This window comes from Salinisphaera sp. PC39 (assembly GCF_040361335.1).
GTDB lineage: Bacteria > Pseudomonadota > Gammaproteobacteria > Nevskiales > Salinisphaeraceae > APNM01.
This window is the reverse complement of sequence record NZ_APNM01000002.1, coordinates 137,363-164,158: the sequence shown is the minus strand read 5'-3', so window position 1 is coordinate 164,158 and position 26,796 is coordinate 137,363. Positions and strand designations below refer to the sequence as shown.

Below are 26,796 nucleotides of genomic sequence, written 5' to 3'. Positions count from 1 at the left end.
AATGTCAACCCGCGCGCGCCCATGCCCCGCATGGCGCCGGCACGGCCTCAGGCATCGTCCGTATCGCGCTCCGCTTCATGAAGCACGACGCGGTTGCGCCCTTCCCGCTTGGCCCGATAAAGCGCCACGTCGGCCGCCCGCATCAAAGCCTCGGCGCGTGTGCCATGCGCCGGGAAGACGGCCACCCCCACCGAGACGGTGACGTCCTCTACGGACTGGCCCCGGTATTGCACCTGCATGTTCTCGACCCGTTCCCGGAGCGACTCGGCACGATCCCGTGCCGTGGCGGCATCGGCATCCGGCAACACGATCACGAACTCCTCGCCGCCCGCGCGGCAAACGATATCGGAGTACCGCACGCCGGCATTCATGGCCGCCACCAGCTTCTGCAGCACGAGGTCGCCGGCGCCGTGACCGTAGCGGTCGTTCAGGGCCTTGAAGTGATCGGCGTCCACCGCGAGCAGGGACAAGGCTTGCCCGGCACGCGCGACCCGCACGAGTTCGCGCGCCAGGGTCTCCTCCAGGTAGCGCCGGTTGAAGGCCCCGGTGAGGGGATCCCGGATCGCCTGTGCGCGCAACCGCTCCGCCAATCGGAGATTGGCCAGTTCCAGCGCGAGATACTCGGCGACCGTGGTCGCAAGCTCGCGCTCCTGGCCGTCGATCGCGCCGCCCTCGCTCCGGCCGACGTGCAACACCCCCAGCATCTCGTCCTGGCTGACCAGGGGCACGCAGAGCGTCGCGCCCGATGCCGGATCCGCATGTCCGCAGAACAACTCCGGCGAATCGGTGGCCGCCTGGTAGACGTGACCCGAACGCACCGCCCGGCACTCATCCAGGGTGAACATGGCGGGCGGCGACGCCGACCAGCCCCAGGAGGCCACGCATTCGGCAATGTCGCGCGACGGCGCGATGACGTACACCGCGCCATGCATGCCGGGCAGCAGGCGACCGCAGCAGCGTTCGACCACACGATAGGCCTCCTCAGGGTCGCGGGCAGCGCCGAGCATGGACTGCATGGCATTGAGCACCCGCGTCTCGTCGCGCCGGCGCGCAAGCTGGCGCGCCATCTCGTTGAAGCTCGCGGCCAGCGAACCGAGTTCGTCGACACGGTCGATCCGGACCTGCGTGGTCAGACGGCCCGACGCCACGTCATCGGCGCCGGCCCGTAGGGCACGCACGGCACGGATAACGTCCAACGCCATCAGTAGCAGCAGGACCAGGCCGAGGGCACCCGCCACCGGCGGCAGCACCACCGCAAACCATTCGGCGTTGGTCATGTACTCGCGACTGCGTTCGGTCAATCGACGATAACGGGCCTCCTCCCCGCGGATCGATGCCTCGACCAAGCGCCGCATCTCATCGACCAGGGCCTTGCCACGTCCCGACGCCACGAGTTCCGCCGCCCGCGCCTCGCGGCGCCGGGCCTGCTCGATCAACGGCAACAGGGCCGTCGCGAGACGGCGTCCGCGCCGCAACAGCTCATCGCGATCCGCCCGGGACCAGGCCTCGCGGAAGACTTCCGCGAAACGCAGCACGCGCCGCCACTCCTGCGCGGTGCCGCCACCCAGGCCGCCCGCGGCCGCCTCGTCGACCCGCGCCATCAGCGTGGACACCATCTCGTCATCCGGCAGCGCCCCGCCCTCGTCGAGCCGCTCCAGCACGCCCCGCACCAGATAATAGGCCGCGAACCCCTGGCTGAACTGGGTGCCCGGCGACTCGCTGCGGTCTCGGATCACCGGCTCCGCGATCTGCTCCTGCCACTCGGCGAACAGGCGTGCCACCTCGTCCAGACGTCGGGTCTCGCCGTCGTCATCGAGCTCGCGGATATCGGCCAGGATGCGTTCGAAATTATCCGTGGCCTCGCGGTAAGGCGCCAGAAACTTCTCCTGACCGGTGATCGCGAAACCGCGTTCGCCGGTCTCGGCATCGAGGATCGCATTGAGCAGTGCCTGGCGCAGGGATATCGCGCGGATGCTCTCCTCCGCCTGAGCCGACTCCCGCACGGCCGCTTCCAGGGCGAAGTAGATAAGCGCGGCCGATAGGGCCAGGATCGTGGCAGGCAGCACCAACCCCAGCAGAATCTGCGTCCGCAACCGCAGGTATCGCCAGAAATAGAGGTACTTCCGCATCCGTCGTGCCTCGGTCCCCGAAAGCACGGCGAGCGATCCCTCGCACCGCACCCAAAAGCTTACATACCCTTAGGATCACATCTTACATGGGGGCCGGTACAGGGACATCTCGGGGGGATGGGAGTTGGCGACAGGAGTCGAACCTGCGACCGATTGATCGCAAATCCGCGCCGGCGGTCGGCCAGGCGGCTGCGGGGCAGCTTGGACGCGGATCCGATCGGACCTGATTAGGCCGACTCACGGCGTCGGTTCCAGGCGTGCGCATTGTCTCGCGGCCGGATGCGGCCACCGAGTTCCTGTCTGACCGCTTGGCCCTATATCGCGATACATGGCCGGGCGGATTTAACGTCCGTAACACGCATGCCACATCCTCGATGAGATCGAACACTATGGTCATGCGCAAGCACACGCCGCCCGCCATGTCATGGAAGCGCCCAGATGCTTCGGCTGGGCTCTCGCCTGCTGATGCAGATGACCAACTGGCGCGTTTGGCACAGTGAATGGACGGGCGCTTGCGGCCGGCGCGGCGAGGGCGGCCGAGATAACCTCGAGAGAGAAAATGACGTGATCAGTAAAATGGTGCCGTAATTCGAGGTGCACAATTTCGTGGTTTTGGCCTATCCGGCGAAGGATGCCCGAGCCAGCCTGAACAGCACCGGCCCCGGAGCACGGGACCGGTCTTTATGAGGACTCACAATCATGAGCGTACTTGATCGTTTCCGGCTCGATGACCGCGTCGCCATCGTCACCGGCGCCTCCAGCGGGCTTGGCGTCGCCTTTGCCAAGGCGCTGGCCGAGGCCGGCGCGGATCTGGTGCTGGGCGCGCGCCGCGAGGGAAAGCTGGCCGAGACCTGCAAGCTGGTGGAAGCCGCGGGCCGGCGGGTTATCGCCGTGCGTACCGATGTCACCCGTCCGGAGGATTGCCAGGCGCTGGTCGATGCCGCGATGGACGCCTTCGGCCGCGTGGACATCCTTGTCAACAATGCCGGCATCGGCACCGCCGTGCCGGCGCTCAAGGAAACGCCCGACCAGTTCCGTTCCGTGATCGACCTCAACCTCAATGCCTGCTACTGGATGGCCCAGGCCTGCGGCAAAGTGATGCAGCCCGGCAGTTCGATCATCAACATCAGCAGTGTGCTCGCGCTGACCACGGCGGGGCTGCCGCAATCGGCCTATGCCGCCAGCAAGGCCGGACTCATCGGCATGACCCGCGATCTGGCACAGCAATGGACGGGGCGCCGGGGTATTCGCGTCAACGCCCTGGCGCCGGGTTTTTTCGCCTCGGAAATGACCGACCAGTTCGATCCCGACTACGTCGAACGACTCAAGCCGCGCATTCTCGCCGGCCGCTTCGGGGACACCGAAGAACTCGCCGCGGCACTGTTGTTCCTCGCCAGCGACGCCGGCGGTTATGTCACCGGGATCACCTTGCCCGTCGAGGGCGGCATTCTGACCACCTGAAAGGTAAAAAAGGCGGCTACAAGCCGCCCTTGTTGGCGCAATGTTGCATCCAGATGTCATTAGGTACACTGCTTCTAGCTGCCACAGGTAGCCAGGGGCGGTTACCGTCCATATGCACAGGATCGTGTCGAGGGGGCAGGAGCGTCGCACCGGCGCCGCCAGGGAACAGTGGACAAGCGCGCACTCAGCGAACGTGATATCTGCAGCAAGTTCATCACTCCCGCCCTGGAGCAGGCCGGTTGGGACAAGATGCTGCAGATTCGCGAGGAAGTCTCCTTCACCCGGGGCCGCATCATCGTGCGCGGCAAGATGGTGGCGCGCGGCCAAGCCAAGCGCGCGGATTATGTCCTCTACTACAAGCCGAACATCCCCATCGCGCTGATCGAGGCCAAGGACAACAACCACAGTATCGGCGACGGCATGCAGCAGGCGTTAGGCTATGCCGAGACCCTGGACGTGCCGTTCGTATTCAGCAGCAATGGCGACGGCTTCGTCTTCCACGACCGCACCGGGACGAACACCGAACGCGAGCAAACCCTCACCCTCGACGAGTTCCCGCCCCCGGATGATCTGTGGGCGCGCTATCGCGCGTGGAAAGGACTGACGCCGGATGCCGAACGCATCGTGCTTCAGGACTACCACCAGGACAGCAGCGGCAAGACGCCGCGCTACTACCAGATCAATGCCATCAACAAGGCCATCGAGGCCATCGCCCAGGGCCGCGACCGCATCCTGCTGGTCATGGCCACCGGCACCGGCAAGACGTACACCGCCTTCCAAATCATCTGGCGGCTGTGGAAGGCGGGGCAAACGAAGCGCGTGCTGTTCCTGGCCGACCGCAACGTGCTGGTCGATCAGGCCATGGTCAACGACTTCCGGCCGTTCGGCGCGGCCATGGCCAAGCTGTCCACCAGGGCCAGAACGATAGAGCGCGAAGACGGCACACAAACCGAGTTGACTGCGGGGGTTGATCGGCAACGGCGCATCGATACCGCCTACGAGGTCTACCTCGGCCTGTATCAAGCCATCACGGGCCCCGAGGAACGCCAGAAGCTCTACCGCGAATTCTCGCCCGAATTCTTCGATCTGATCGTCATCGACGAGTGCCACCGCGGCAGCGCGGCCGAGGACTCCGCCTGGCGCGAGATACTGGAGTACTTCTCCGGTGCCACGCAGATCGGTTTGACCGCCACGCCCAAGGAGACCAAGTACATCTCCAACATCGAGTACTTCGGCAAGCCGGTGTACACCTACTCCCTGAAGCAGGGCATCCGCGACGGCTTCCTGGCGCCCTACAAGGTGGTCAAGGTGCACATCGACCGCGACGTGGAGGGCTACCGCCCGGAGAGGGGCCAGCTCGACCGCTACGGCGAGGAAATCGAGGACCGCATCTACAACACCAAGGATTTCGACCGCACCCTGGTCATCGACGACCGCACGAAGGTGGTGGCGCAGAAGGTCACCGCCTTTCTACGGGAAAGCGGCGACCGCTTTCAAAAGACCATCGTCTTCTGTGTGGACCAGGAGCACGCCGCCCGCATGCGCCAGGCCCTGATCAATGAAAATGCCGACCTCGTCGCCGAGAACAGCCGCTACGTGATGCGCATCACCGGCGGCGATCCGGAGGGCCAAGCGCAACTGGACAACTTCATAGACCCGGAGTCGACCTATCCGGTCATCGTGACCACATCCCGCCTGCTGTCCACCGGCGTGGACGTGCAGACCTGCCGGCTCATCGCGCTCGACCGCGAGATCGGCTCCATGACCGAGTTCAAACAGATCGTCGGCCGTGGCACCCGCGTGCACGAGGACACGGACAAATACTATTTCACGTTGATCGACTTCCGCGGCGCGACCAGCCACTTTGCCGACCCGGATTTCGACGGCGAGCCGGTCCAGATTTATGAGCCCAAGGACAACGAGCCCGTCGCACCACCGGACGTGGAACCACCGCCACAACACGACGGCGAACCCTCGCCTTATGAGATCGGCCCCGGGGAGCAGCTCGTTGCCGGCCATCCAGACGACGGCGCCTCAGTACGGGACAAGCCGAAAAAGGTCTACGTGGACGGCGTGGGCGCCAGCATCGTCGCCGAACGCGTCGAGTACCTCGATGAGCACGGCAAGCCGGTCACGGAATCGCTGCGCGACTTCACCAAGCGGGCACTGAAGAAGCGTTTCGCCAGCCTGGACGACTTCCTGCGCCGCTGGAGCGCGGCCGAGCGCAAGCGGGCGGTGCTCGACGAGCTTGCGGCCGAGGGCCTGCCGCTGGATCCCATCATCGATGAACTGGGCGACGGCCTCGATCCCTTCGATCTGATTTGCCACATCGCCTTCGACGCCAAGCCGCTGACCCGGCGCGAACGCGCGGAAAACGTCCGCAAGCAGGACGTATTCGCCCGCTACGGCGAGCAGGCACGCGCCGTGCTCGATGCCCTGCTGACCAAGTACGCGGACGAGGGTGTGCTCGACATCGACGACCCCCGCGTGTTGAGCGTCCCGCCGCTGAACGACCTCGGCACCCCCGTGCAACTGGTCAATGCGTTCGGCGGCAGGTCCGGCTTCGAGCGGGCCGTGCACGAACTGCAGGCAGCCCTGTATCCGGACGCCGCATGACACCAGAGGCATCGATAGCGGTCATCACTTGATGTATATTTTGATGACTTCCTGCAACAGGAGCAGACATGCGCACCACCGTGAACATTGACGAGAAACTGCTCGAAGAAGCCCAGCGGATGACCGGCATGACCGAGCGCACAGCACTCATCAACGAAGGCATACGCGCCTTGATCGCGCGCGAAAGCGCACGGCGACTGGCTCGCCTGGGCGGCAGCGACGCCGGTGCGAAAGCGGGTCCGCGGCGACGCCCACAGCCCGCATGATCATCGTCGATACCTCCGTCTGGATCGATCACTTGGCCAAAGGCGTATCGCAACTGGCGGACAGCCTCGAAGCGGAACAGGTCTTGATACATCCCTTCGTCATCGGCGAAATCGCCTGCGGCACGCTCAAGAACCGAACGGAAGTGATCGGCTACATGGAAAACCTGCCACAGCCCACGGTGGCAACCCACGAGGAAGTCCTCACCTTGATCGAGCAGCGACGCTTGATGGGACGGGGCATCGGCTACATCGACATACACCTGCTCGCCTCGGCACTGCTCACGGATACCGCCCACCTCTGGACCCGCGACCGTCGGCTGCGGGAAACGGCGGCGGAACTCGACCTCGCACATAGGCCCCATCGATAACCATGAGTGTTCGCACCCTCGTCAAATCCATTCAGGACATCATGCGCCAGGACGCCGGCGTGGACGGCGATGCCCAGCGCATCAGCCAACTCTGCTGGATGTTCTTTCTCAAGATCATCGACGATCAGGACCAGGAATTGGAGCTGCTAAGGGACAACTACCGCTCGCCGATTCCCGAACGCCTGCAATGGCGCAACTGGGCGGCCGACCCGGAGGGCATGACCGGCGAGGAACTCATGGGGTTCGTCAACAACGAACTGTTCCCCACCCTCAAGAACCTGCCCGTCTCGGACCGACCCGGCGACCGCCGGCGCGTGGTGCACGGCGTGTTCGAGGACGCCTACAACTACATGAAATCCGGCCAACTGATGCGCCAGGTCATCAACAAGATCAACGGCATCGACTTCAACGACCTCAAGCAGCGTCAGCACTTCGGGGACATCTACGAGCAGATCCTCAACGACCTGCAATCGGCCGGTAACGCCGGCGAGTACTACACGCCGCGCGCCGTCACCGCCTTCATGACCCAACAGATCGACCCGCAGCCCGGCGAAACGTTGTTCGATCCCGCCTGCGGCACCGGCGGTTTTCTCACCTGCGCCATCGACCACATGCGCAGCCACTACGTGAAGCGCCCCGAGGACGAGGCCAAAATGCAAGGCGCACTGCGCGCGGTGGAGAAAAAGCCGCTGCCACACATGCTGGCCACCACCAACATGCTGCTGCACGGCATCGAGGACGCCAGCTTCGTACGCCACGACAACACCCTGGCCCGGCCCTACATCTCCTGGGGCAAGTCGGACCGGGTGGACATCGTGCTCACCAACCCACCCTTCGGCGGCAAGGAGGAAGACGGTGTTGCGACCCATTTCCCGCAGCAGTTCCGCACCAAGGAAACCGCGGACCTGTTTCTGGCCCTGATCGTCCGGCTATTGAAACCCAGCGGCCGTGCCGCCGTGGTGCTGCCGGACGGCTCGCTGTTCGGCGAGGGCGTCAAGACGCGCCTCAAGGAACACCTGATGGAAGAGTGCAATCTGCACACCATCGTGCGTTTGCCCAACTCCGTGTTCCGCCCCTACGCCAGCATCGGCACCAACCTGCTGTTTTTCGAGAAGGGCGAGCCCACGAAGGAAGTCTGGTACTGGGAACACCAAGTGCCCGAGGGCCAGAAGGCCTATTCAATGACCAAGCCGATCCGCCTGGAGCACCTGGCCGACTGCGCCGAGTGGTGGGGCGGCCCGAAACGCAGAGGCCGCGAAGAAGGCCCGCGCGCCTGGAAGGTCAGCGCCGAGGAGATCAAGGCCCGCAACTACAACCTGGACATCAAGAACCCGCACACCGAGGAAGAAGACCACGGCGACCCGGAAGAACTGCTGGAAGAACTCAACAACGCCGAGGCCGAGATCCGGGCCCTGCGCGACCAGCTCAAATCGATACTCGGCGAGGCCTTGCTGCGATAAGCGACCGGGTAGGTATACTGTCCGTTAATGATAGGTCGTGTAGTCGCGTGTCCGAACGGAGCAATCCGATGACTGAGCACAACAGAGTTCAAATTGATCCAAACATCTGCCACGGCAGGCCCGTAATCAGGGGCAAACGCGTACCCGTATCGGTCATCGTCGGAAGCCTCGCGGGCGGCATGAGCAGCGATGAAATCCAGCGGGAATACGACGTCAGTGAAGAAGATATTCAGGCCGCGTTGGCATTCGCGAATGAGCTGGTAGAGCAGGAATCATTTCATAATCTACCGCAATCGGCCGCATGAAATTCCTGCTGGACGCGAATATGCCGCGTTCGGCTCTGCACGCTTTAGTCGATGCCGGATATGAAGTATCACACGTCCGAGACCTAGGGCTGGGCGATGCGCCCGACGCCGAGATAGATCAATTTGCGCTAACCCAATCCTGGGTCCTTGTTACGCGGGATACGGACTTTTGCGACGTCCGCACCTATCCGCCAGAGTCCTCGCCGGGTCGGCTGGTACTTCGCTTACCGGATACAACCGTCGCCAGCGATATCGCTGACCTTGTTCGACGTTTTCTACTCAAACCGGACTTGGTTGAACAATTACCCGGGCATTTAGCCATTCTGGATAACAAGCGGATCCGTTTCCGACCTGCCCTCACCACGCATGACACCTGACCGTCTGCTGGAACTCTACGACCGCATCAGTGAAGCACCGGATGCCGTCAGTCGGTTGCGGCGGTTCGTGCTCGACCTAGCCGTACGCGGGAAGCTGGTGGAGCAGGATCCGGAGGATGAGTCGGTACTTGATCGCCTGCCGGCCCAGGCACACACGCATTCGTCAGCTGACCTTCCGAAAGGGTGGCGCCAAGCTAAGGCCGGAGAATTGTTGGAGTTCCAATACGGAAAAGGGCTGAAAAAGAGCGACCGTCTGGAGTCAGGTCCTGTCCCGGTCTACGGTTCTAACGGGATCGTAGGATTCACCGACACTCCCTTAACTTCCTCGCCTTCAATCATCGTAGGCCGCAAAGGTTCAGCGGGCGCGCTAAATATATCTGAAGGTCCCTCCTGGACCACAGATGTCGCGTACTTCATTGAGGAGCCCGATTTTTACGCCTTGCGCTTCCTTTATATTGCGCTTTCTACACTCGGCTTGGATGCGCTCGGGAAAGGCGTGAAACCGGGTTTATCTCGTACTGACGCATACGAGTTACTGCTGCCGGTTCCTCCGATCAGCGAACAACACCGCATCGTCGCCAAGGTCGACGAACTGATGGCCCTCTGCGACCGGCTGGAAGAAACCCACAACACCCGCGAAGCCACGCGCGACCGCCTGATCACCGCCAGCCTCGCCCGCCTAATCGCCCCCGACACCGACGAGCCGACCTTCCAGTCCCACGCCCACTTCGCCCTCGACACGTTCCCGGCCCTCACCACGCGCCCCGACCAGATCAGGAGCCTGCGTCAGACAATTCTCGATCTTGCCGTGCGCGGGAGGCTGGTCGAGCAAGACCCGGAGGATGAATCGGCATGGGTACTGTTTAACCAATTGAAAAGAGCCAAAGAAGAGGCATTCACGGCAGAAGGGCTTCGCAAGCGCCCACCGGTCAGTAAGTCTGCCCACGAACTGGGGCCTGTGCAGATGCCTAAGAGCTGGGCACAGGCAACATTCGATGACCTACTAGTTATTGTTAGCGGTGTAACGAAGGGACAGAGAGTATTCGACCACGATGCTATCGATGCTAATTACATGCGCGTCGCTAATGTGCAGCGTGGATTTCTAGACCTATCGGTTGTGAAATCAATCAAGGTCCGCGTTTCCGATATTGTCCGCTATCGACTGGAGACCGGGGACGTATTGATGACTGAAGGTGGCGACTGGGACAAGCTCGGCCGCGCAGCTGTTTGGCGAGGTGAGCTATCGAACTGTATTCATCAAAATCATATCTTCCGCCTGCGCCCGCCCTCCAAAGATCTACTACCGGAATGGGTTGCGCTCTACGCAAACAGCGCGGTTGGACGGTCATTTTTTGCGGAAGCATCGAAGAGAACTACAAATCTCGCATCTATCAACATGACGCAACTCCGCAGCTGTCCCATACCGCTTCCACCGACGGATGAACAACGTCGTATTATTGAGAGGGTTGATGAACTGATGGGCCTCTGCGACCAACTAGAATTCAGCCTCGCCAAAGCCGAAGCCGGCCGCACCCGCCTGCTCGAAACCGCGCTTTACGAGGCGCTTAAAAATCCACATCAGAAGACCGCTAAGCGGCATGATGCCAGTCCGCAACGCACTCGGGAAGCTGGACGCGCGGCCGCACGCGCTAACTGAAAGTCAGGGGCCGAGTGAACAAGCAGCGCTGGAAGAGATGATTGTCGCTGCGCACAGTATCCTCTCGTACGAGCATGAGCATCATTTTGTACTGCCATATTAGTGATAGTCTATACCGCAAGCGGTTTTGACCCATCTTTAAATAATTCACTAAGCCGCTATACGCCGCGAGCAGGGGGAGATGATGACACACGATCGAATCGAAATAGCGCTTGCCAACCTTGTTCTGAATCGCTTAAACGATCGGCACGGCGAGTTGGAATCTGAGCATGAGTGCATTACCTGGATGCTGGAAAATATCGGTGATCAGATCATAGCGCTCGCGCGCGACATTGCGACACACGGCTTGAGTCCTCTCGATGGCATCTTGGTTCTTCCCGATGACGAGGTGGAGGGCGATTACATTGTTTGGGAGGGCAATCGCCGCATCACGGCGCTGAAGCTGCTCGATGACCCCAAGCGCACCATTGACAAAAGCTATCGCAAGAAATTCGCCGATATCCGGAAAAATGCTACGGTCGAGATACCCGGCGCGGTTGAATGCACCGTTGCCACTTCAGTCGAAGAAGCGGAGCGTTTGATCGAGCTGCGGCATCAAGGCCCGCAAAGCGGCATCGGCACCGTGCCTTGGAGCCCAGGACAAAAAAGCCGGCATCAGCAACGTCTAGGCAAAAAAGGGCGATATGCCTTTTCACAGGCTGTTATTGATGCATTTGCGGACAAACTGGACCCAGAGATTGTAGAAAAGGTGGAGTCCGGGGACTTCGCAATCTCTACCCTCGATCGTTTACTGCGCAACGCCGAAGTACGTGATTTTTTGGGTATCACCAGCGAGGACGGAATCCCACGCCGTACGTTGCGGCGCGAAGAAACAGTTAAAGGTCTTCGCCGCATGGTGAGCGACATCGCAGCCGGCCTACCGGTTGGCCGAGTTTACGACGCCGAGCGGCAGAAAGCCTACATCGATAGCTTCGAGAACGATGAAAAGCCGGACCACAGCAAGTCCCTGAATGATTCCGTGCAGCTGGAACCTGTTATACGCAAGCCAGGCATCGAAGAGAAGTCCAAAAAGAAACGACGCAAGCCGCACCGTCACGAACGCATGCGTGTCATACCCAATGAGACAAAGCTCAAGATTAGTGACAGACGACTGAACAGTATTCACTGGGAGCTTTTGCAGCTGGAAATCCCGCGCTTCGGCAACGCCGCATCCGTTCTTATGCGCGTGTTTCTGGAACTTAGTACGGATGCCTATCTGGACACCCAGGGCATCACGTATAACTCGACTGACTCACTGTCGAAACGTGTACAAGCTGCCGTGAAACACCTTCGCAGTAAGAATTGGCTGACAAATAACGAAGCAAAAGGTATAAATTCCGTAGTTTCCGCCAAGGAATCCCCATATTCGATAAATTCCTTCAATGCCTACGTCCACAACAAGCACTTCAATCCCAGCAAGGAGTATCTAATCGACGGCTGGGACAATATGGAGCCCTATTTTATTGCTATTTTCGAGCACCTCTAGCGAAAGTATGACAACAGCTACGATTTCTCATAGCATCCATAGTACGAGGTAGGGGATGCGTTACTACACACCACTACGCTATCCAGGAGGCAAGGCCAGCCTAGCACCGTTTATACGAGATATCGTGCTAGCAAATCGAATTTCTGGAGGCACGTATGTGGAACCATTTGCAGGCGGTGGAGGTGTTGCACTAGAGCTACTCATGACCGGCTGTATGCGCCGTATCATCCTTAATGACATTGATCCTGGCATCCACGCTTTCTGGTGCTCTGTACTTAATGCGCCTGGGGCATTAATCGAACGGCTACAGACGGTACCGCTGACCATCGACGAATGGCATCGCCAGCGCGAGATTTTAGAAACTGAAGGCCATGGCGATATATTGGCACTTGGCTTTGCTGCACTGTATCTAAACCGTGTCAATCGTTCCGGCATACTGCGTGGCGGCATTATTGGCGGCCTCAGCCAAACGGGTCGCTGGCTGATGGATGCTCGCTTCAATCGCCAAGCCATCGCCCAACGAATTAGCCGCGTGGCACAGTATGCCAACAAGATTGCCGTGTACCGTGAAGACGCTGAGCACTTCCTTGCCAAGTTAGATCTGCCAGAACGGTCACTGCTGTATATCGATCCTCCCTACTACCACAAGGGCCAGCGTTTGTACCGCAATCATTACGAGCATGCCGACCACGCTCGCGTAGCCGAGCTAGTGCAATCTCGTCTTGACCATCCGTGGATCGTCTCCTATGACGACACTCAGGAAATCGCAGAACTTTACCGCCGCTGCCGACAGGCCCATCTGCACCTGCGGTACAGCGCTCAAGTTAAACGACACGCCAGCGAACTCGTTATCTTTAGCGACGATTTGAGTATCCCTGACCGAGAAGAACTCGCCAGTTGAACACGAATTATGACGGTTTTGCCGCAGAGGCGTTTGTAATCTGGGAGCAGTATACGTAACTATCTCTTCTATTCCTCAGTCGTCGAAAAAGGCTGAAGATGAATATACTGTCCCCGTAAGTGCCCCGCCATCTGTGAAGCTCAGGCTACGCTCGAACACATATGCGTTTTCGAGATTGTCCGGCCGCGCCGGGTCCGGACGCGGCACATCTAGCAAGTCACAAAGCTCAGCCAGGAACAGTTGGTAGTTCGATCGCTCAGCGCCTCCCGAAGGCGACCACCGTTCGATAAAGCTATTCACATGATTGAGCTCAGGCCCGTCCATCATATCAAGCCTATTTATTAGTATTTTTATCGCACTCTATGAACTTCACGCTTAGTGTGTTTATACAAATTGAGCGGAATGTCTCGAACCATCGGTACGGAAAAGTATGCATTGGCAATCCGTAGCTGCGCCCTAGTAATGTTCGCCTGCCCTGGAAGTCATTGTATTTGTCAAATATTTTTGCTGTTTAATCAGGCACAGCGCCTATTATCTTGGCGTTTAGGATGTCCTAGCGTAACTCATTTAGAACTATCATCAATATAAGCTGCGATAACTGAGTAGTCATCCTTTGGTTTTGCATTATCCAAATAAGCTTTAATCATCCCAACAAATCCCGAAACGTCTTGGCATTGATCTGCTATAGAACGGATTTGAGGTTTGTTGATGACGCGATGAACACCGTCCGAACAGAGCATAATAATGTCACCGGCTTGGACTTCGAAATTACAGTCGTAAATAGTAAAATCACTGCGTGGCGATAGCGCTGATAAAAGCACGTTTGGTCGGGGATAATTTTTAGCTTGCTCGCGAGAGATTATTCGCTCACGCAATAGGTGGTGAAGTTCGGTCTGATCTTCGGTCCGACTTACGAGTCCTTTCCCGCGTAAATGATAGATACGGCAGTCCCCCACGTGAGCAACTGAGGCCATGTTGTCAGCTAGCACGCAAATTGTGAGTGTTGTGCCTAAGTTTAGTGAGGTGCCATTCTTCTGTGATGCCTGCCTCAGAAGTTCGACGATGTGGAGAAATAGCTCTTCGCGACCTGTTTGACGCCCGGCACGACACCATTTTTGCACAGCCTTTATCGCGGTGTGAGATGCTAAACGACCAGCGTCATGCCCCCCCATACCATCTGCTAGGGCAAGGCATACTGCTCCGTCGGCGCAGGTTTCTACAATAAGGGCGTCCTCGTTTGCATTTTTTTTGCCAGCGCATGAGAACGTGTCTGTGGTGACGACCATCTGACTACTTAGCTAAATGGCTCTGGACAAGGGGATGAAGCCGTGTGCGTGATGTGTTGATTGATTTTTCTACGTGAGAAATGAGCTTTTCTATGTCTCGTTGCTGGACCTCCACCTCGGTCAGAAAACGCGCTATTACTGCGTCGTCAGCATCAACTCCCGCAAGCCGCATGAAGCGTTCTTCAACAGCCCATCTGTTGTGGCTTACACCCAGAATCAGCACGGCCAATATTATTGTTGCCCGAAGTTCTACATCCCCTCGATCGTAGAAAGCTTGAGCTTTAGCGGCGAGCACATCACAATACTCAAAAGGGAAACTGTCAGTCGAAATGTATTCGGCGCAGGCGATTCCAAATGCTTTAAATACCGGCGGGGCCGTATTTGCCAAATGTTCGATATGCGGTTGGCGGAGTACGCGATATATATTGTGGTTGCTTTGCCCTCGGTGCTCATTTTCTTCTAGTGCCGCATACACTGAGTCCCACTCTTCATCCGAAAGCTCGTCCTTATCCCTAAGGAGCTGGACGGCTCTTTCTTCACGGTCTGAGCCGAACCGGAGTTCTTGTGCATCCAGCGCCTCGTAAAGGGCTTCGCGAAGTTCCGCTACCGATCCGAACCGACGCACTGCATTTTTTTTGGTGCAACGCTCGATGATCGGCCCTATTGGAGGGGGCGCCGAGACCTCCGTATATGGGATGCGCGGTTCACCGTTAAAAATATCGTGTAAAATCGCGCCAAATGAATAGATATCCGCCTGAGTTGTAGCCCGCCTAAATCCCCCAAGGAGCTCGGGCGCAGCGTAGTGGATGGTGCCGCCGCCTGCATTCGTGCCTGTCAGCGTGGTCGAGTCTGTATTGCCGGCCGTCATCAGACCAAAGTCCGAAATTGCGTAGCGTTCGTCGCCATCACGCGTAATGCGGAGGACATTCTGCGGTTTTAGATCGCGGTGTACATAGCCATGATCCGCCAGGGTTTCCAGGCCGGCCAGGATGTCAAAGAGAGGCTTCCCAGGATCGCCGCCCAGCGTACGATCTTTCTGGAGTTCGTCCTGTAGAGAGCAGTCCGCCAACTCCAAAACACAGTAGGGCGGATTATCGTCTAGATTGAAGTCTATTACGCGAAGAACGTTCGGATGGTCTATAGCGCTTTGATAGCGGACTTCACGGCTGAAGCGCTTCTGCAGCTCCTCGGCGGACACTTCCCGCAGGATATTGTCCAAAGGCTCCAGGGTCTTTAGCGCATATTCGCGACCATCATTGCCTTTGACCTTATAGACTTTACCAAACCCGCCCTGGCCTAGCTCTTCCAAACGTGTATATGCCATGCGTCCCGCCTGCCGCGACATGTCCAGATAATCAAAGGGGTCTATCGTACTCGAGGATTCACCGGGAGGCGATCATGGTTCCCGCCGTCACCAGCACAGGCGTCGTATTGAGCTAGGGAAGTTCAAGTTCATCCCTGAAGCCAAGCGCTCGCACTGAGATTCGAACTCGCACCCGCTTGCAGGATTCGGATTCTGAGGCAGGGACTTATCCACTTTCGCTTGTAGCTCTATGGTAGCACTAGACTGTCCGTTAAGAGAGGGGGCAGGGTCAGGTCTTGCAATCAAGCATTGCATTTGCCGTTCTTTGGCCAAACGCGATATTGCAATTCCGGGTTCCGGCGACTACGGGTTCCGGGGATAGTTTATTTTTCTCGTCGGTCACCGACGGGGTACCAATACCCCGCTGTCACGGCGAATCGTATCCCGCCATGGCACCCGGGTTCAAAAACTGCCTGCCCCAGAACAGCCTGGTATCGATGCCGCTCAGCCCTGCTTCCGCGCAGACATCGTTCCAATGGCAATGAATGCCTTCAATCTGCTCATCGATGATACCCCTGGCTTCCTCGTCCGATAGCAAAAACTGCGGCGCGGCCCGCAGGCACACGGTCAGGCGGCTGAGCCGGTTGTCGCCGTGGATCAGCATGGCCTGCGTGGCCTCGTTGCCCGCGCGGTTTTGCGGGCAGATATCGTAGGCGGGGGTCAGGCTCAGTCGCTCGCCGTCCCAAAAGGCCGCGTGGTTGCGGGCGTGATCGTCGGTGTTGCCGCACAGGACGTTGAAGACCAGGCGCCCGAACAACTCGCACAGGGTGGCTTTCGGGTCCGTGAAGCGGTGCCGGATGATCTCGGCAAGCCGTTCGTAACTGGCGTAACGGGCCATCATTTCGTCGAGTTCGAGCAGGGTCAGCGCCGAGACCATGGCCTTGCGGCGCCACCCGTCCGCCGCTTTATCGCGATCGAATCGTTCCACCAGCAGCACATCCTTGCCGGCGGCCTGCACGAGCCTCACCGGCGCAACCTTCAAACCCAGCAATGCGGCCAGACGCATCGCCACGTACTCGACTTTCACCACCGAATACCAATCCGTGCTACTGGAAAACTTGGCGACGTACTTGCGTCGCTCGTCTTCGATCATGGCCTTGGGCCGGGCACCGCCCAGGGAGGTGCCGTGCAACAGGGCACGTTCCAATTCCGGCGGCATGGGCAGGCCCTTTTCGACACGTTCAGCCGCTTCCAACAATGCTTCCAAGCCAGCCTGCCCGTGCTCGCGAGGCATATACTCGGTCGGCGAGCCCTGGAAATCCAACGCCCCTACGCGATCGGAGCCGGATTCCAGAAGGTACGTCAGTTCATCCAGAACGGCGGTATCGACGTCACGGCCCCGCACACCCAGCAGCCGGTTGATGATGACGCGTCGCCCCCAAGCATCTGGGGCAGCATCGCGCAGGCATCCGGGCATGGACAGGCCGGGCGGCAACGGCAACAGACCGGGTCGCAATGGCAGTTCCGGGAGATAGAGCGGAATGGCATCGTCTCGCGCCAGATAGCTACGGCCATAGTTGAACTGCAGACCACTCGCCGTTGACGCCAGCCGGCCAGCTACCACCGGTTCGGTTCGGCCGGGAAGCCAGACCCAGACGTAGACTTCGTTCTCAGAAGTCATCCTTCGGCTCCGCCGGCCGCTTGCGAACAGCCCCGGGCAGCAGACGCAGCTTCTCGGCCATCTGCACCGCGCGCGCCTGCAGTGCCCCGGGCTCCGCCTCGAACAAGGGAACACCGACAATGGCGGCCAACTCGAACGCGACGCCAAGCGTGACCCGCGGGTCACCCTTTTCCACGCGGTAGAGCATGTCGCGAGAAATACCCGCGCGCTCAGCCAATTCTGCGGTGGTCATGCGCCGCTCCAGCCGATGGGCACGAATCTGCATGCCCAACAGGCGGATAGCCTGTTGTGTGTAGGCGGAATACGCACGAGTATTGGCCCTGGCCATACGGCTTAACGAACATGTCTTACAAGTAAGACATTAGGCTACATATGTCTTATGTATAAGACAACAACCAAGGCGCGCCATCTGGCCGTGTTGGAGAATCGGCCGGGGCACCGGCGGATAGGGCGCGTGCCGGCCATTGTGTCCAGAAAGGACCCTGTCGTGAATGGAGCTGGCGACAGGAGTCGAACCTGCGACCTGCTGATTACAAATCAGCTGCTCTACCAACTGAGCTACGCCAGCATGTCCCTGCGGACAACGCCCGTTGCGGGCGGTCAGGCGCTATTGTCGCCCGCGGCGGCCAAGCGTGCCAAGCCTTCCAGGACCAGGGTCGGCACCCGCTCCCAGGCCGTGTCGAGATGCGGTGCCAGCAGGTCGGCCTCGCCACCGGTCAGCAGCAGGCGCTCGGGCGCCAGAGCCCGGCGGGCGTTGCCGATCAGGCTCAGGGCCGACTGCAGGGTGCCCAGGGCCACGGCAGGATCGGTGTCGTCGGCGAGCCAGGCCGGCTCGAACTCCCCCGGCTCGGCCCGTACGCGGGTCCCGCCGGCGATCGCCGCGCGCATGGTGGCGACGCCCGGCGTGATCAGGCCGCCGCGGTGCCGGCCGTCCGCGGCCACGAAATCCAGGGTCAGGGCGGTACCGGCGTCCGCGATCAGCACGGAACCGGCGCCGCGATGGTATCCCCCGATACAGGCCAGCCAGCGATCGACCCCCAGCCTCTCGGGCCGGGCATAGGCGTTGCGCACGCCGCAGGCGCGGGCCGTGCTATGGACGACGCGCGGCGTCAGCGCCCACCGGTCGCCGGCGTGCGCGGCTAGGCTCTCGACCGCCGCCGAGTCGGCGACGCTGGCGACCCACACCGCGGCCGGTCGTTCCGCCGGCAGCCGCGCGGACCAGGCAGGGTCTTCGCGATGGGCGATCGAGCCCGAGTCGCGCAGGCGCTCGCCGTCGGCCCGGGCCCATTTGACGCGGGTATTGCCGATATCTAGCAGCAGGTTCATCGCCGGGGGCGCAGACTCAGCTCACCCGCATAGAAGCGCCGCGTCTCGCCGTCCACCTCGGCCAATAGGGCGCCGTCGTCGGCGACGCCGACCGCCCGCGCGGCGATCCGCGACTCGCCCGTCTCCAACCAGACGTCGCGGTCGCGCAGGGCATCGAACTCGGACCAGGTCTCGCGGAACGGCGCGAAGCCGCGGGAGCGGAAATCCGCCGCGGCGCGCAGCACGGCGTCGAGCAGCACCGCCGCGAGGCGGTTGCGCTCGGGCAACGGCGACGCCAGGTCCGAGAGACGCGCCGTGGCCTGATCGACACCGTCGTCCGCACCCGGCGCGGCGTCCACGTTGAGCCCCACACCGACAACGATGCGGCAGCCGCCGGCCGCCTCGCCGCGGTGCTCGAGCAGGATGCCGCCGAGCTTGGCCCCGTCCGCGACGAGATCGTTGGGCCACTTGACCCCGACCGTCCCGGCACCCAGCTCGCGCAGGGCCCGCGCCAGGGCGATGCCCACCGCTGGCGACAGGGCACCGACCGCCGGCGGCGCGGGATCGAAGCCGCAAACCACGGAGAAGTAGAGATTGGCCCCGAACGGCGAGGCCCAGGCACGCCCGCGCCGGCCCCGGCCGCCGGTCTGGTGCTCGGCGAAACAGGCCGCGTTGTCGACGTCGTCGCGCCGCAGCAGGTAGCTGCTGGTGGAGTCGACGCTGGCCAGCACTTCCAGGTCCTCCAGCACGGCCGCCGCGGTCGCCGAAAGGTCGGACCGGATCGCCGCCGCGTCCAGGGGCCGGTAGCCGCCGGGCAGCCGATAGCCGCGCCCGCGCACCGATTGCACGGGCGCACCCAGGTCGCGCGCCGCCTGGACCTGCTTCCATACCGCGGCGCGGGAGACGCCCAATGCCGAAGCCAGGGCGGTGCCGCTGTGCCAGGCGCCGTCGGATAACAGCTCCAGCAGCCTCATCGCGGGCGTCGCAGGATCATGGCGCGCTCGAAGCGGTTCTCGTCGCCCGCCAGGGTGCGCTGCAGGTTGCCGCGGTGAGTATAGACCGTGAGCGCCCACATGACGACACCGAACAGGGACTCGGCGGCGATGCCGTGCCACAGGACCAGCGCGCCGGCCACGATGGTCATGCCGAGGACGGTCGCCAGACCGACATAGCCGGTCAGCCCCAGACACAACAGCCAGACCGCGAGCGCGGGCAGAAGCGCGGCCGGCGCCAGCACCAGCAGCACGCCGATCAGGGTGGCGGCACCCTTGCCGCCGGCGAAACCGTAGAACACGGGGTAGACATGGCCGATGACCGCGGCCGCGCCACAGGCGAAGGCCAGCCACTGGAACGGCGCCAGCAGCGGCAGGAAGGCCGCCGCCAGGACGCCCTTGGCGAGATCGAACAGCAGCACGGCCGCGCCGTAGCCCCGCCCGCCCGTGCGCAGGGCGTTGGTGGCGCCCGCGTTGCCGCTGCCGCTCAGGCGCAGATCCTCGCGGCCCAGCAGCCGCCCGATCAGCAGGCCGCCCGATAGCGAGCCCAGCAGGTAGGCCAGGAGCACGGCGACGGCGGCGGCGATGTATTGGACGGTCATGGGCGGCGTGTCGGCGGGCGTGGGCTATTCCACGTTCACATTATAGGAAAAGTCGGTTTTCTCCGGCACGGCGCGATGACCGTAGAGCCGCCGTATCTCCCTGCCGTAGCGCCGCGCGATGGCGCGACGGCGGACCTTGTCGGTCGGGGTCAGCAACGCGTTCTGAACCGTCCATTCGTCGGTGGTCACGCTCACGCGCCGCACCTGGGCGTGCGCCGGGTAGGCCTTGAGCTGACGCGCGGCGCGGCGCAGCATCTCCCGTTCCAGGCGCGGGCTGGCCAGGCAACCGGGCTCGTCGGCGCTCAGGCCCAGTTTCTCCAACTCTCCGGCGACCAGGTCGGCGTCGCATTCGAGGATCGCGGCGAGATAGGGCCGCGCCTCGCCGACGATCACGGCGTGCCGGATCATGGGATCGAGCGTCAGCGCGGCCTCGATCGGCTCCGGCGATGCCTTCTCGCCGGTCGCCATCACGATCACTTCCTTGACCCGACCGGTCAGGTACAACCGCTTCTGGTCGAGCCGGCTGACCTTGTCGCCGGTCCGCAGCCAACCGTTGGATTCGAGCACGGCGGCCGTGGCCTCCGGATCGTTCCAGTAGCCGCGCATCACGCCGGGACTGCGGACCCAGAGCTCGTTGTCCGCGCCCAGCCGGGTCTCCACGCCGGCCAGCGGCGTGCCCACGCTGGTGGGATCGTTGTCGTCGGCCCGGTTCACGCTGACCACCGGGGACGCCTCGGTCAGCCCGTAGCCCTGCTGTACCCGCAACCCGAGTCCCAGCAGGGTGCGTGCCACCGGCTGCGGCAACGCCGCGGCGCCGGATACCGCGACCTCCAGCCGCCCGCCGAACGGCCGCAGGCAGGGCGCCGCGACCGTACGCCGCAGGAAAGGCCACAGCAGGTGCCGGAAACGGCGCGGCCCCTGTCCCTGCTGGCGCTGGAACACCGACCAGCCCAGGGCCATGGTGAACTGGACCAGCCGCCGGAAGACCCGGGGGCGGCGCCCGAGCCAGCGGTGCAACTCGGTGTAATAGCGTTCGTATATCTGCGGCACCCCGATCATGGCCGTGGGTCGCTCCTGCATCAGGGTAGGCTTGAGGAACCGCGGGTGACGGCAGAAGGACAGGGTGGCGCCGGTGATCAGCCCCCGGTAGCAATCGACGGTCCGTTCGAAGGCGTGCGCCAGCGGCAACACCGAGATCAGGCGCTCGCTGCCCTCGATCCGCACGGCGTCCGCGCAGGCGTAGGCATTCCAGACCAGGTTGGCATGCGTCAGCATGGCGCCGCGGGCATTACCCGTGGTGCCCGAGGTGTAGATCAGGGCCGCCAGGTCGTCGGGCGCGCAGCGCGGCGCCGCCGTGTCGCCTTTCGCCGGCAACCAGTCCGCGACCGCCCGCAGACGGTCGTCGCCCGCATCGTCGGCGTTGAGGGTCACCGCGCACTGGACATCCGGCAGGGCGTCGGCATCGGCGCCGGCCACCGCACGCCACCAGCGTCCTTTGGCGACCACGACCGCGCGTGCGCCGGCGTCGGCGATCAGGCGCGCGTTCGCGGCGGCGGTATCGCTGCAATGCAGGCCCACGGTCACGAGGCCGAGGGCCAGCGCCGCCTGGTCCACGGCCACCCAGTCGGGCTCGTTGCGCAACAGGATGGCCACGCGATCGCCGTGCGCCAGACCGAGTGCGGCGAAACCCGCCCGCCAACGCGCCGCCCGGGCCGCGATCTCGCCCCAGGTCAGCGTGCGCCAGCGCCGCGCCGGCACGTCGAAATAACGATAGGCGGGCGCCTTGGGCGTGCGCGCCACGCGGGCATTGAACAGTTCCGGCAGCGTGGCCGCCGCCGACGCCGGTACCCAGTGCTCGGGGCGGGGCTCGCTCATGTCAGCCACCGATCCAGGCACGCCGGCGTGCCAGGGCGGCGTCCCCGGCCCCGGGATCAGGCGCGAGATGCCAGGTATCGGCGGGCGGTGGCGCCACCGTCAGGTCCAGGCAGAGCAACTCCTCGCCGCGGACCACGTGCAGCGGCAGGGTCACGCCCGCCGGATAGGGCCGCAGGCGGGCGGCCAGCGTGCCGCCGGAGACGGTCAGGCCGGCCAGCGCCACCAGCCGGTCGCCGGGGCACAATCCCGCGCGCTGGGCGGCGCCGCCGTCCAGAACGTGTGCCACGCGGGTCGTATCCGCAGCCTCCAGCCGTAATCCCAGGGCGGACTGGGCCGCCTCGCCGGGATCGGACGGCGCCCGACGCTCGCAGCGCACGCCGAAGGGCTGCAGATAGTCGGCCAGGGGCGGATCCTCGCGGCCGTGCACGAAGCGCGCGAAGAACTCCGAGAGATCGACACCGGACGCCTCCTCCGCCAGCGATTCCAGACCGTGCTCCGGCACCGGCTCGCCATGACGGCCGTGGGCGTGCCAGGCCGCGCGCATCACGCTGCCGAGATCGACCGCGCCATCGGTCTCGGCCCGGAGGTGCAGGTCCAGGCACAGGCTGACCAGCGCCCCCTTGAGGTAGTAGCTGACCACGGCGTTGGGCGTGTTGGCATCCGGCCGGTAGAACTTGGTCCAGGCATCGTAGCTGGACTCGGCCAGCGACTGGCGGTGGCGGCCGGGCGTGCGCTCCAGCCGGGTCGCGGCACGCGCCACCCGCTCGAGATACGCCGCCGGCGTCAGCAAGCCGGCCCGGACCAGGGCGAGGTCGTCGCAATAGGAGGTCACGCCCTCGTAGGCCCAGAGGTCCTCGAAGTGCGATTCGGCGGCCAGGTCGCTCTCGGCCACGGCGCGCGGCCGGATGCGCTTGACGTTCCAGAGATGGAAATACTCGTGGCTGCACAGCCCGAGCAGGTTCAGATAGGCATCGCCACGCCGTTCCGCATCGCCGGCGGGCAGGGCCTCGCGCGGCAGCGCGAGCACGCTGCAGTCACGGTGTTCCAGGCCGCCGTAGCCGCCGCCCCCGAGCTGGGCCAGGAACAGGTAGCGCCTCACGGGCAGCTCGCCGAAGAAATCGGCCTGGGTCCGGCAAACGGCCGCGAGGTCGGCTGCCAGCCGGTCGCGATCGCAGGCGGCCTCGCCGGTCAGCACGAAGGCGTGCGGGACGCCGGCGACATCGAATTCGACACGTTCCAGCGCCGGGCCCATCGCCACCGGATGGTCGATCAGCTCGGCATAGTCGGCGGCATGGTAGGTCCCGAAGCCCGCGGCATCGGTCTCCTCCGCCGTCAGCGTCGTCGCCACGGACCAGGCACCGCCGTCGGCCGGCGGCGGCACGAGCTCCACCCGGCAGGGCCGGTCGTCCGCGCCGTGGGGACGCAGGAACACGGAAGTGCCGTTGAACAGGCCGCGGCGATGATCGAGATAGGCCGCGCGCACCGACGGGTCCAGGGCATACACCTCGTAATGCACGGTGAGCGGACCGTCGCAGGGGGCGCAGACCCAGGTCTGCTTGTCGCGCCGCTCGACCGCGACGTGCGTGCCGCCGGCCTCGGCCCGCAGGGCCTGGATGTTGCGGGCGAAGTCGCGGATCACGTAGCTGCCGGGAATCCAGGCCGGCAAGGAGAACGCCTGCCCGGCCGGGTCGGGCCGGGCCACCGTACAGGTGACGATCACCCGGTGGGCGCGCGGCTCGCTCGGCTCGAGGCGGTACTCGATTCGGCTCGGATCCTCGGACATATACGATTCAATGCCGACGGCGTCGGGGGCGCGCATTCTACGCCGGGTCCCCGACGCATGCACATTGTGGGGATCAAGCTTCTCTGCAAAACTCCGATAACGTAGGAATGAGGATGCCCGACCTGTAGGCATCGTCACGCAACCGGAATTCAGCCGCCGCCGCGGACACGGCGGCGGCCGCCGGCGTCGAGCGCTGCCGCGGCCTTGTCGGCACGGCCGGGCGCTCCGTCCGGGCATGGTTCTGAAACTTTGGAGTCCTCCCATGAACTATGACCGATGCATACGCGCCGGCGGACCGCCCCTGCCCGGCCGGCAACGCGGCGCGACCCTGATCATCGTGGCCGGTTTCCTGGTCGCCCTGCTTACCTGCATGGCACTGGCGATCGAGGTGGGCCGGCTGTATGCCGCCCACAACCAACTCCAGAAACTGGCGGACGTGGCCGCGCTGGACGCCGCGAGTGCCATCAGCGGCTGCGGCGACCAGCCGGGCGACTTCCAGGCCGCCGCGTCGACGGCGGTGAACGACAGCCTCCAGGCCAATTTCGGCGACGGCAACGATGTCATCACCCGGACCGTGACGCTCGGCAACGTCGACAGCGACGGCGGTTTCCGCAGCTTCACCACGGGCCGCGCCGCCGCGGACGCGCGCGAGGCGGACGCCGTCCAGGTGCGCCTGCAACGGCCGCTGCCGACCCTGTTGACCTCGCTGTTCGCCGGCGGCGATCGCGTGCTCACGGCGACCGCGGCCGCCGCCCGGCAGCCGGTGGGCAGTGTCGCGGTGGCCTCCAATCTCGCCGACCTGGACAGCCAACAGAGCGTCGTCCTGAATGCCGTGCTCGGCGGGTTGCTGGATACCAACCTGAACCTCAGCCTGCTGGACTACCAGGCCCTGGCCGACGTCAACGTAACCCTGGCCGACCTGCTCGACGTGACCACGCAGGCCGCCACCACCGCCGAACTCCTGGCGCTGGAGCTGACACCGGGGCAACTGCTGCAGAACCTGGGCGACGCGGTCGGCAGCACACCGGGCGGCACCACGGCCGGGAACATCATCGACGGCATCGGCGCGGGCGTCAGCTCGAACGTCGATGTCTCGCTGGGCGATATCCTGAACGTGGAAGCCGGCACCGAGGGAGCCGCCGCGGACGTGCCGATCGACGTGCTCGGGCTGCTCCCGGCCCTGGCCCAGACCGTAGGCAACAGCCGCAACGCGGCGGTGGAACTGGGATCGGGCGTCACCGATCCGTTGCTCGGGGCGCTCAGCAGCATTCCCGGCGTGGATATCGACATCGACCTGCGCCTGGGCGTGGTCGAACCGCCCCAGGCCTCCGGCATCGGTCGACCCGGCTACGACGACCCCGATGCCGGCGAGAACACGACGGATAACGGCAGCACCAACGACGGCGCCCGGACCTGGGCGAGCACCGCGCAGGTCAACCTGGAACTGACCGCCAACGCGGTCCTCAACGTCGGCCTGGTCCGCGTCGAGCTCTACCTGCCGCTCTTCGTCCAGGCGGGCCAGAGCTACGCCATCCTGGACCGCATCGCCTGCGCCGGGCCGAGCAACGCGCAACCGTCGGCCACCGTGCAGGCCAACCCCGGCCTGCTGCGACTCGGCGTGGGCGAATTCGACAACGTGTTCGACCCCAATCCGCAGGCAAGCTCGGGGGAACTGCTGGACGTACGCGTGCTCGGTTTCGCCGATTTGGTCAGCATCAACCTGCCGCAGAACCTCACGGCCGGCGCCGACCAGAGCGAGACCCCGCTCTATTACGACGGCCCGTTCGTGCCCACGCTCGACGAGCCCTCGGCGGCCAACACGCAAACTCTGGAAGCGGACACGGGGCAAAGCCTGTCCAGCCTCCTCGATTCCCTGGAGTCGGGGTTGAGCGACTATCTGTTCGAGGAGCAACCATTCGACGGGTTGCTGGGCAACCTTCTGCTCAATCCGTTGTTCACCCTGCTCAACACGCTGGGGCTTGCCGAGCCGCTGGACCTGGTGTTCTCGCTGCTGGGGTCGATCTTCGAGGGTCTCGATCTCATCCTTGAGCCCCTCTTCGATCTCCTGGGCCTCAGTCTGAGCCAGAGCGAGGTCAGCGTGACCTATGTGGACAGCGACCGGCCGGGGGTCTTCTCGATCGAGCCCGAGGAAAGCGCCGGGGATTGAAGCGGCATGATCCGCGAGGCCACGGACGGCCGGCGGGCGTTACCAGTCGCGCACCGTCAGCCCCAGTTCCCCGACCCGCGACGCCAACTGCGGCGTGGGCGAGACCGCGATGCCTGTCTCCGCCCACGCCAGCAGCGGCAGATCGGCATGAGAGTCGGAATAGGCGATCACGCCGGCACCGTCATCGCCCAACAGGGCCCGGACCCGGCGCAGCTTCTCGTGATCGCGGCAGTTGCCACCGTCGATGCCGGCCAGGCGGCCGGCCGCGTCCCAGGCCACGCGCGAACAGACGACCTCATCGATGCCCAGCCGCCGCGCCAGCGGCTCGACGTAGACATCGAAACTGGCGGTGGCCAGCACCACGCGGTCACCGTTCGCCTGGTGCCCGCGCAGGGCCTCCAGGCACCCCGGACGCAGATCGGTGTCGGCGACAAACGCCGCATACTCCGCAGACCAGGCGGCGACCTCCGCCCGACGCGTCCCCCCGAGGAAGGCCTTCAACATCGCCTGCTTGATCCGCGTGCGCCGATTCTGCCCGGCCCGCGGCAGGCTCGCCGCGAGCGGCAATGCCGGCACCAGCAGCAGGAGGCGCCAGACGCGGCCCGGGTGGCGACGCAGGTAGCCCGTGAGAAACCGCCGGAAGCTGTCGCGCCCGGTCAGGGTCTCGTCCAGGTCGAAGACGGCGACGGTCATCGCGTGACCGGGCTGCCAGCTTCCAGTTTCGCGTTGCGAGAGGG

22 protein-coding genes and 1 tRNA gene are annotated in these 26,796 nt (G+C 63.4%); 11 read left to right on the top strand and 12 right to left on the bottom strand.

Translation table 11 applies throughout. From position 1 onward, the window contains the following. Nucleotides 1–47 precede the first annotated feature (47 nt). A complete protein-coding gene (locus PC39_RS03115) occupies nucleotides 48–2,129 on the bottom strand; it encodes a diguanylate cyclase (protein WP_353251903.1) in 2,082 nt (693 codons plus the stop codon). A gap of 699 nt (nucleotides 2,130–2,828) precedes the next feature. On the opposite strand from PC39_RS03115, the gene PC39_RS03110 reads away from it, so the two are divergent. The 10 genes from PC39_RS03110 (at nucleotide 2,829) to PC39_RS03065 (ending at nucleotide 13,065) form a co-directional block, all read left to right on the top strand. After that, on the top strand, nucleotides 2,829–3,590 hold the full coding sequence (locus tag PC39_RS03110) for an SDR family NAD(P)-dependent oxidoreductase (RefSeq protein ID WP_353251902.1): 762 nt from the start codon (nucleotides 2,829–2,831) through the stop codon (nucleotides 3,588–3,590). 168 nt (nucleotides 3,591–3,758) lie between these two features. Continuing rightward, nucleotides 3,759–6,206, top strand: coding sequence for an EcoAI/FtnUII family type I restriction enzme subunit R (gene hsdR, locus PC39_RS03105; protein WP_353251901.1), 2,448 nt, complete (start codon nucleotides 3,759–3,761; stop codon nucleotides 6,204–6,206). A gap of 68 nt (nucleotides 6,207–6,274) precedes the next feature. Further along, nucleotides 6,275–6,472, top strand: coding sequence for a type II toxin-antitoxin system VapB family antitoxin (locus tag PC39_RS03100; protein ID WP_353251900.1), 198 nt, complete (start codon nucleotides 6,275–6,277; stop codon nucleotides 6,470–6,472). Continuing rightward, nucleotides 6,469–6,840, top strand: a complete 372-nt coding sequence (locus PC39_RS03095; RefSeq protein WP_353251899.1) for a type II toxin-antitoxin system VapC family toxin — start codon at nucleotides 6,469–6,471, stop codon at nucleotides 6,838–6,840. Before PC39_RS03100 ends, PC39_RS03095 begins: the two co-directional genes overlap by 4 nt. Nucleotides 6,841–6,842: 2 nt before the next feature. Continuing rightward, on the top strand, nucleotides 6,843–8,300 hold the full coding sequence (locus PC39_RS03090) for a class I SAM-dependent DNA methyltransferase (protein WP_353251898.1): 1,458 nt from the start codon (nucleotides 6,843–6,845) through the stop codon (nucleotides 8,298–8,300). Between the two features lie 68 nt (nucleotides 8,301–8,368). After that, a complete protein-coding gene (locus PC39_RS03085; protein WP_353251897.1) occupies nucleotides 8,369–8,605 on the top strand; it encodes a DUF433 domain-containing protein in 237 nt (78 codons plus the stop codon). Continuing rightward, entirely contained in the window at nucleotides 8,602–8,982 is a 381-nt protein-coding gene (locus tag PC39_RS03080; RefSeq protein ID WP_353251896.1) for a DUF5615 family PIN-like protein, read from the top strand. Before PC39_RS03085 ends, PC39_RS03080 begins: the two co-directional genes overlap by 4 nt. Then, nucleotides 8,972–10,639: a restriction endonuclease subunit S gene (locus PC39_RS03075; RefSeq protein WP_353251895.1), complete on the top strand. Its 1,668-nt coding sequence runs from the start codon at nucleotides 8,972–8,974 to the stop codon at nucleotides 10,637–10,639. The genes PC39_RS03080 and PC39_RS03075 overlap by 11 nt, the downstream gene beginning before the upstream one ends. Nucleotides 10,640–10,820: 181 nt before the next feature. After that, nucleotides 10,821–12,164 (top strand): ParB/RepB/Spo0J family partition protein, encoded by a 1,344-nt coding sequence (locus tag PC39_RS03070; RefSeq protein WP_353251894.1) that lies wholly within the window; start codon nucleotides 10,821–10,823, stop codon nucleotides 12,162–12,164. 55 nt (nucleotides 12,165–12,219) lie between these two features. Then, on the top strand, nucleotides 12,220–13,065 hold the full coding sequence (locus PC39_RS03065; protein WP_353251893.1) for a DNA adenine methylase: 846 nt from the start codon (nucleotides 12,220–12,222) through the stop codon (nucleotides 13,063–13,065). Between the two features lie 563 nt (nucleotides 13,066–13,628). Here PC39_RS03065 and PC39_RS03060 read toward each other — a convergent pair. The 10 genes from PC39_RS03060 to PC39_RS03015 all read right to left on the bottom strand — a co-directional run bounded on the left by PC39_RS03060 (nucleotide 13,629) and on the right by PC39_RS03015 (nucleotide 23,892). Next, nucleotides 13,629–14,351, bottom strand: a complete 723-nt coding sequence (locus tag PC39_RS03060; protein WP_353251892.1) for a PP2C family protein-serine/threonine phosphatase — start codon at nucleotides 14,349–14,351, stop codon at nucleotides 13,629–13,631. A gap of 4 nt (nucleotides 14,352–14,355) precedes the next feature. Next, entirely contained in the window at nucleotides 14,356–15,675 is a 1,320-nt protein-coding gene (locus PC39_RS03055; RefSeq protein ID WP_353251891.1) for a serine/threonine-protein kinase, read from the bottom strand. Nucleotides 15,676–16,081: 406 nt separating this feature from the next. Then, nucleotides 16,082–17,335, bottom strand: coding sequence for a type II toxin-antitoxin system HipA family toxin (locus tag PC39_RS03050; RefSeq protein ID WP_353251890.1), 1,254 nt, complete (start codon nucleotides 17,333–17,335; stop codon nucleotides 16,082–16,084). After that, the gene (locus PC39_RS03045; RefSeq protein ID WP_353252042.1) at nucleotides 17,325–17,600 is read right to left on the bottom strand and encodes a helix-turn-helix transcriptional regulator; all 276 of its coding nucleotides are present in this window, start codon (nucleotides 17,598–17,600) and stop codon (nucleotides 17,325–17,327) included. The genes PC39_RS03050 and PC39_RS03045 overlap by 11 nt, the downstream gene beginning before the upstream one ends. Nucleotides 17,601–17,827: 227 nt before the next feature. Further along, nucleotides 17,828–17,903, bottom strand: a tRNA-Thr gene (locus tag PC39_RS03040). A gap of 32 nt (nucleotides 17,904–17,935) precedes the next feature. Beyond that, nucleotides 17,936–18,661, bottom strand: a complete 726-nt coding sequence (locus PC39_RS03035) for a type III pantothenate kinase (RefSeq protein WP_353251889.1) — start codon at nucleotides 18,659–18,661, stop codon at nucleotides 17,936–17,938. Beyond that, nucleotides 18,658–19,614: a biotin--[acetyl-CoA-carboxylase] ligase gene (locus PC39_RS03030; RefSeq protein WP_353251888.1), complete on the bottom strand. Its 957-nt coding sequence runs from the start codon at nucleotides 19,612–19,614 to the stop codon at nucleotides 18,658–18,660. The genes PC39_RS03035 and PC39_RS03030 overlap by 4 nt, the downstream gene beginning before the upstream one ends. Further along, nucleotides 19,611–20,234 (bottom strand): glycerol-3-phosphate 1-O-acyltransferase PlsY, encoded by a 624-nt coding sequence (plsY, locus tag PC39_RS03025; protein WP_353251887.1) that lies wholly within the window; start codon nucleotides 20,232–20,234, stop codon nucleotides 19,611–19,613. Before plsY ends, PC39_RS03030 begins: the two co-directional genes overlap by 4 nt. Before the next feature lie 24 nt (nucleotides 20,235–20,258). Then, complete coding sequence (locus tag PC39_RS03020; RefSeq protein ID WP_353251886.1) at nucleotides 20,259–22,109, bottom strand: AMP-dependent synthetase/ligase; 1,851 nt, start codon at nucleotides 22,107–22,109, stop codon at nucleotides 20,259–20,261. Nucleotide 22,110: 1 nt separating this feature from the next. Beyond that, the gene (locus PC39_RS03015) at nucleotides 22,111–23,892 is read right to left on the bottom strand and encodes a M61 family metallopeptidase (RefSeq protein ID WP_353251885.1); all 1,782 of its coding nucleotides are present in this window, start codon (nucleotides 23,890–23,892) and stop codon (nucleotides 22,111–22,113) included. A gap of 262 nt (nucleotides 23,893–24,154) precedes the next feature. Here PC39_RS03015 and PC39_RS03010 point away from each other — a divergent pair, with 262 nt between their 5' ends. Then, nucleotides 24,155–26,059, top strand: coding sequence for a TadG family pilus assembly protein (locus tag PC39_RS03010; RefSeq protein ID WP_353251884.1), 1,905 nt, complete (start codon nucleotides 24,155–24,157; stop codon nucleotides 26,057–26,059). A 39-nt stretch (nucleotides 26,060–26,098) separates the two neighbouring features. Here PC39_RS03010 and PC39_RS03005 read toward each other — a convergent pair whose 3' ends face one another. After that, nucleotides 26,099–26,752, bottom strand: coding sequence for an HAD family hydrolase (locus PC39_RS03005; RefSeq protein WP_353251883.1), 654 nt, complete (start codon nucleotides 26,750–26,752; stop codon nucleotides 26,099–26,101). Nucleotides 26,753–26,796 lie beyond the last annotated feature (44 nt).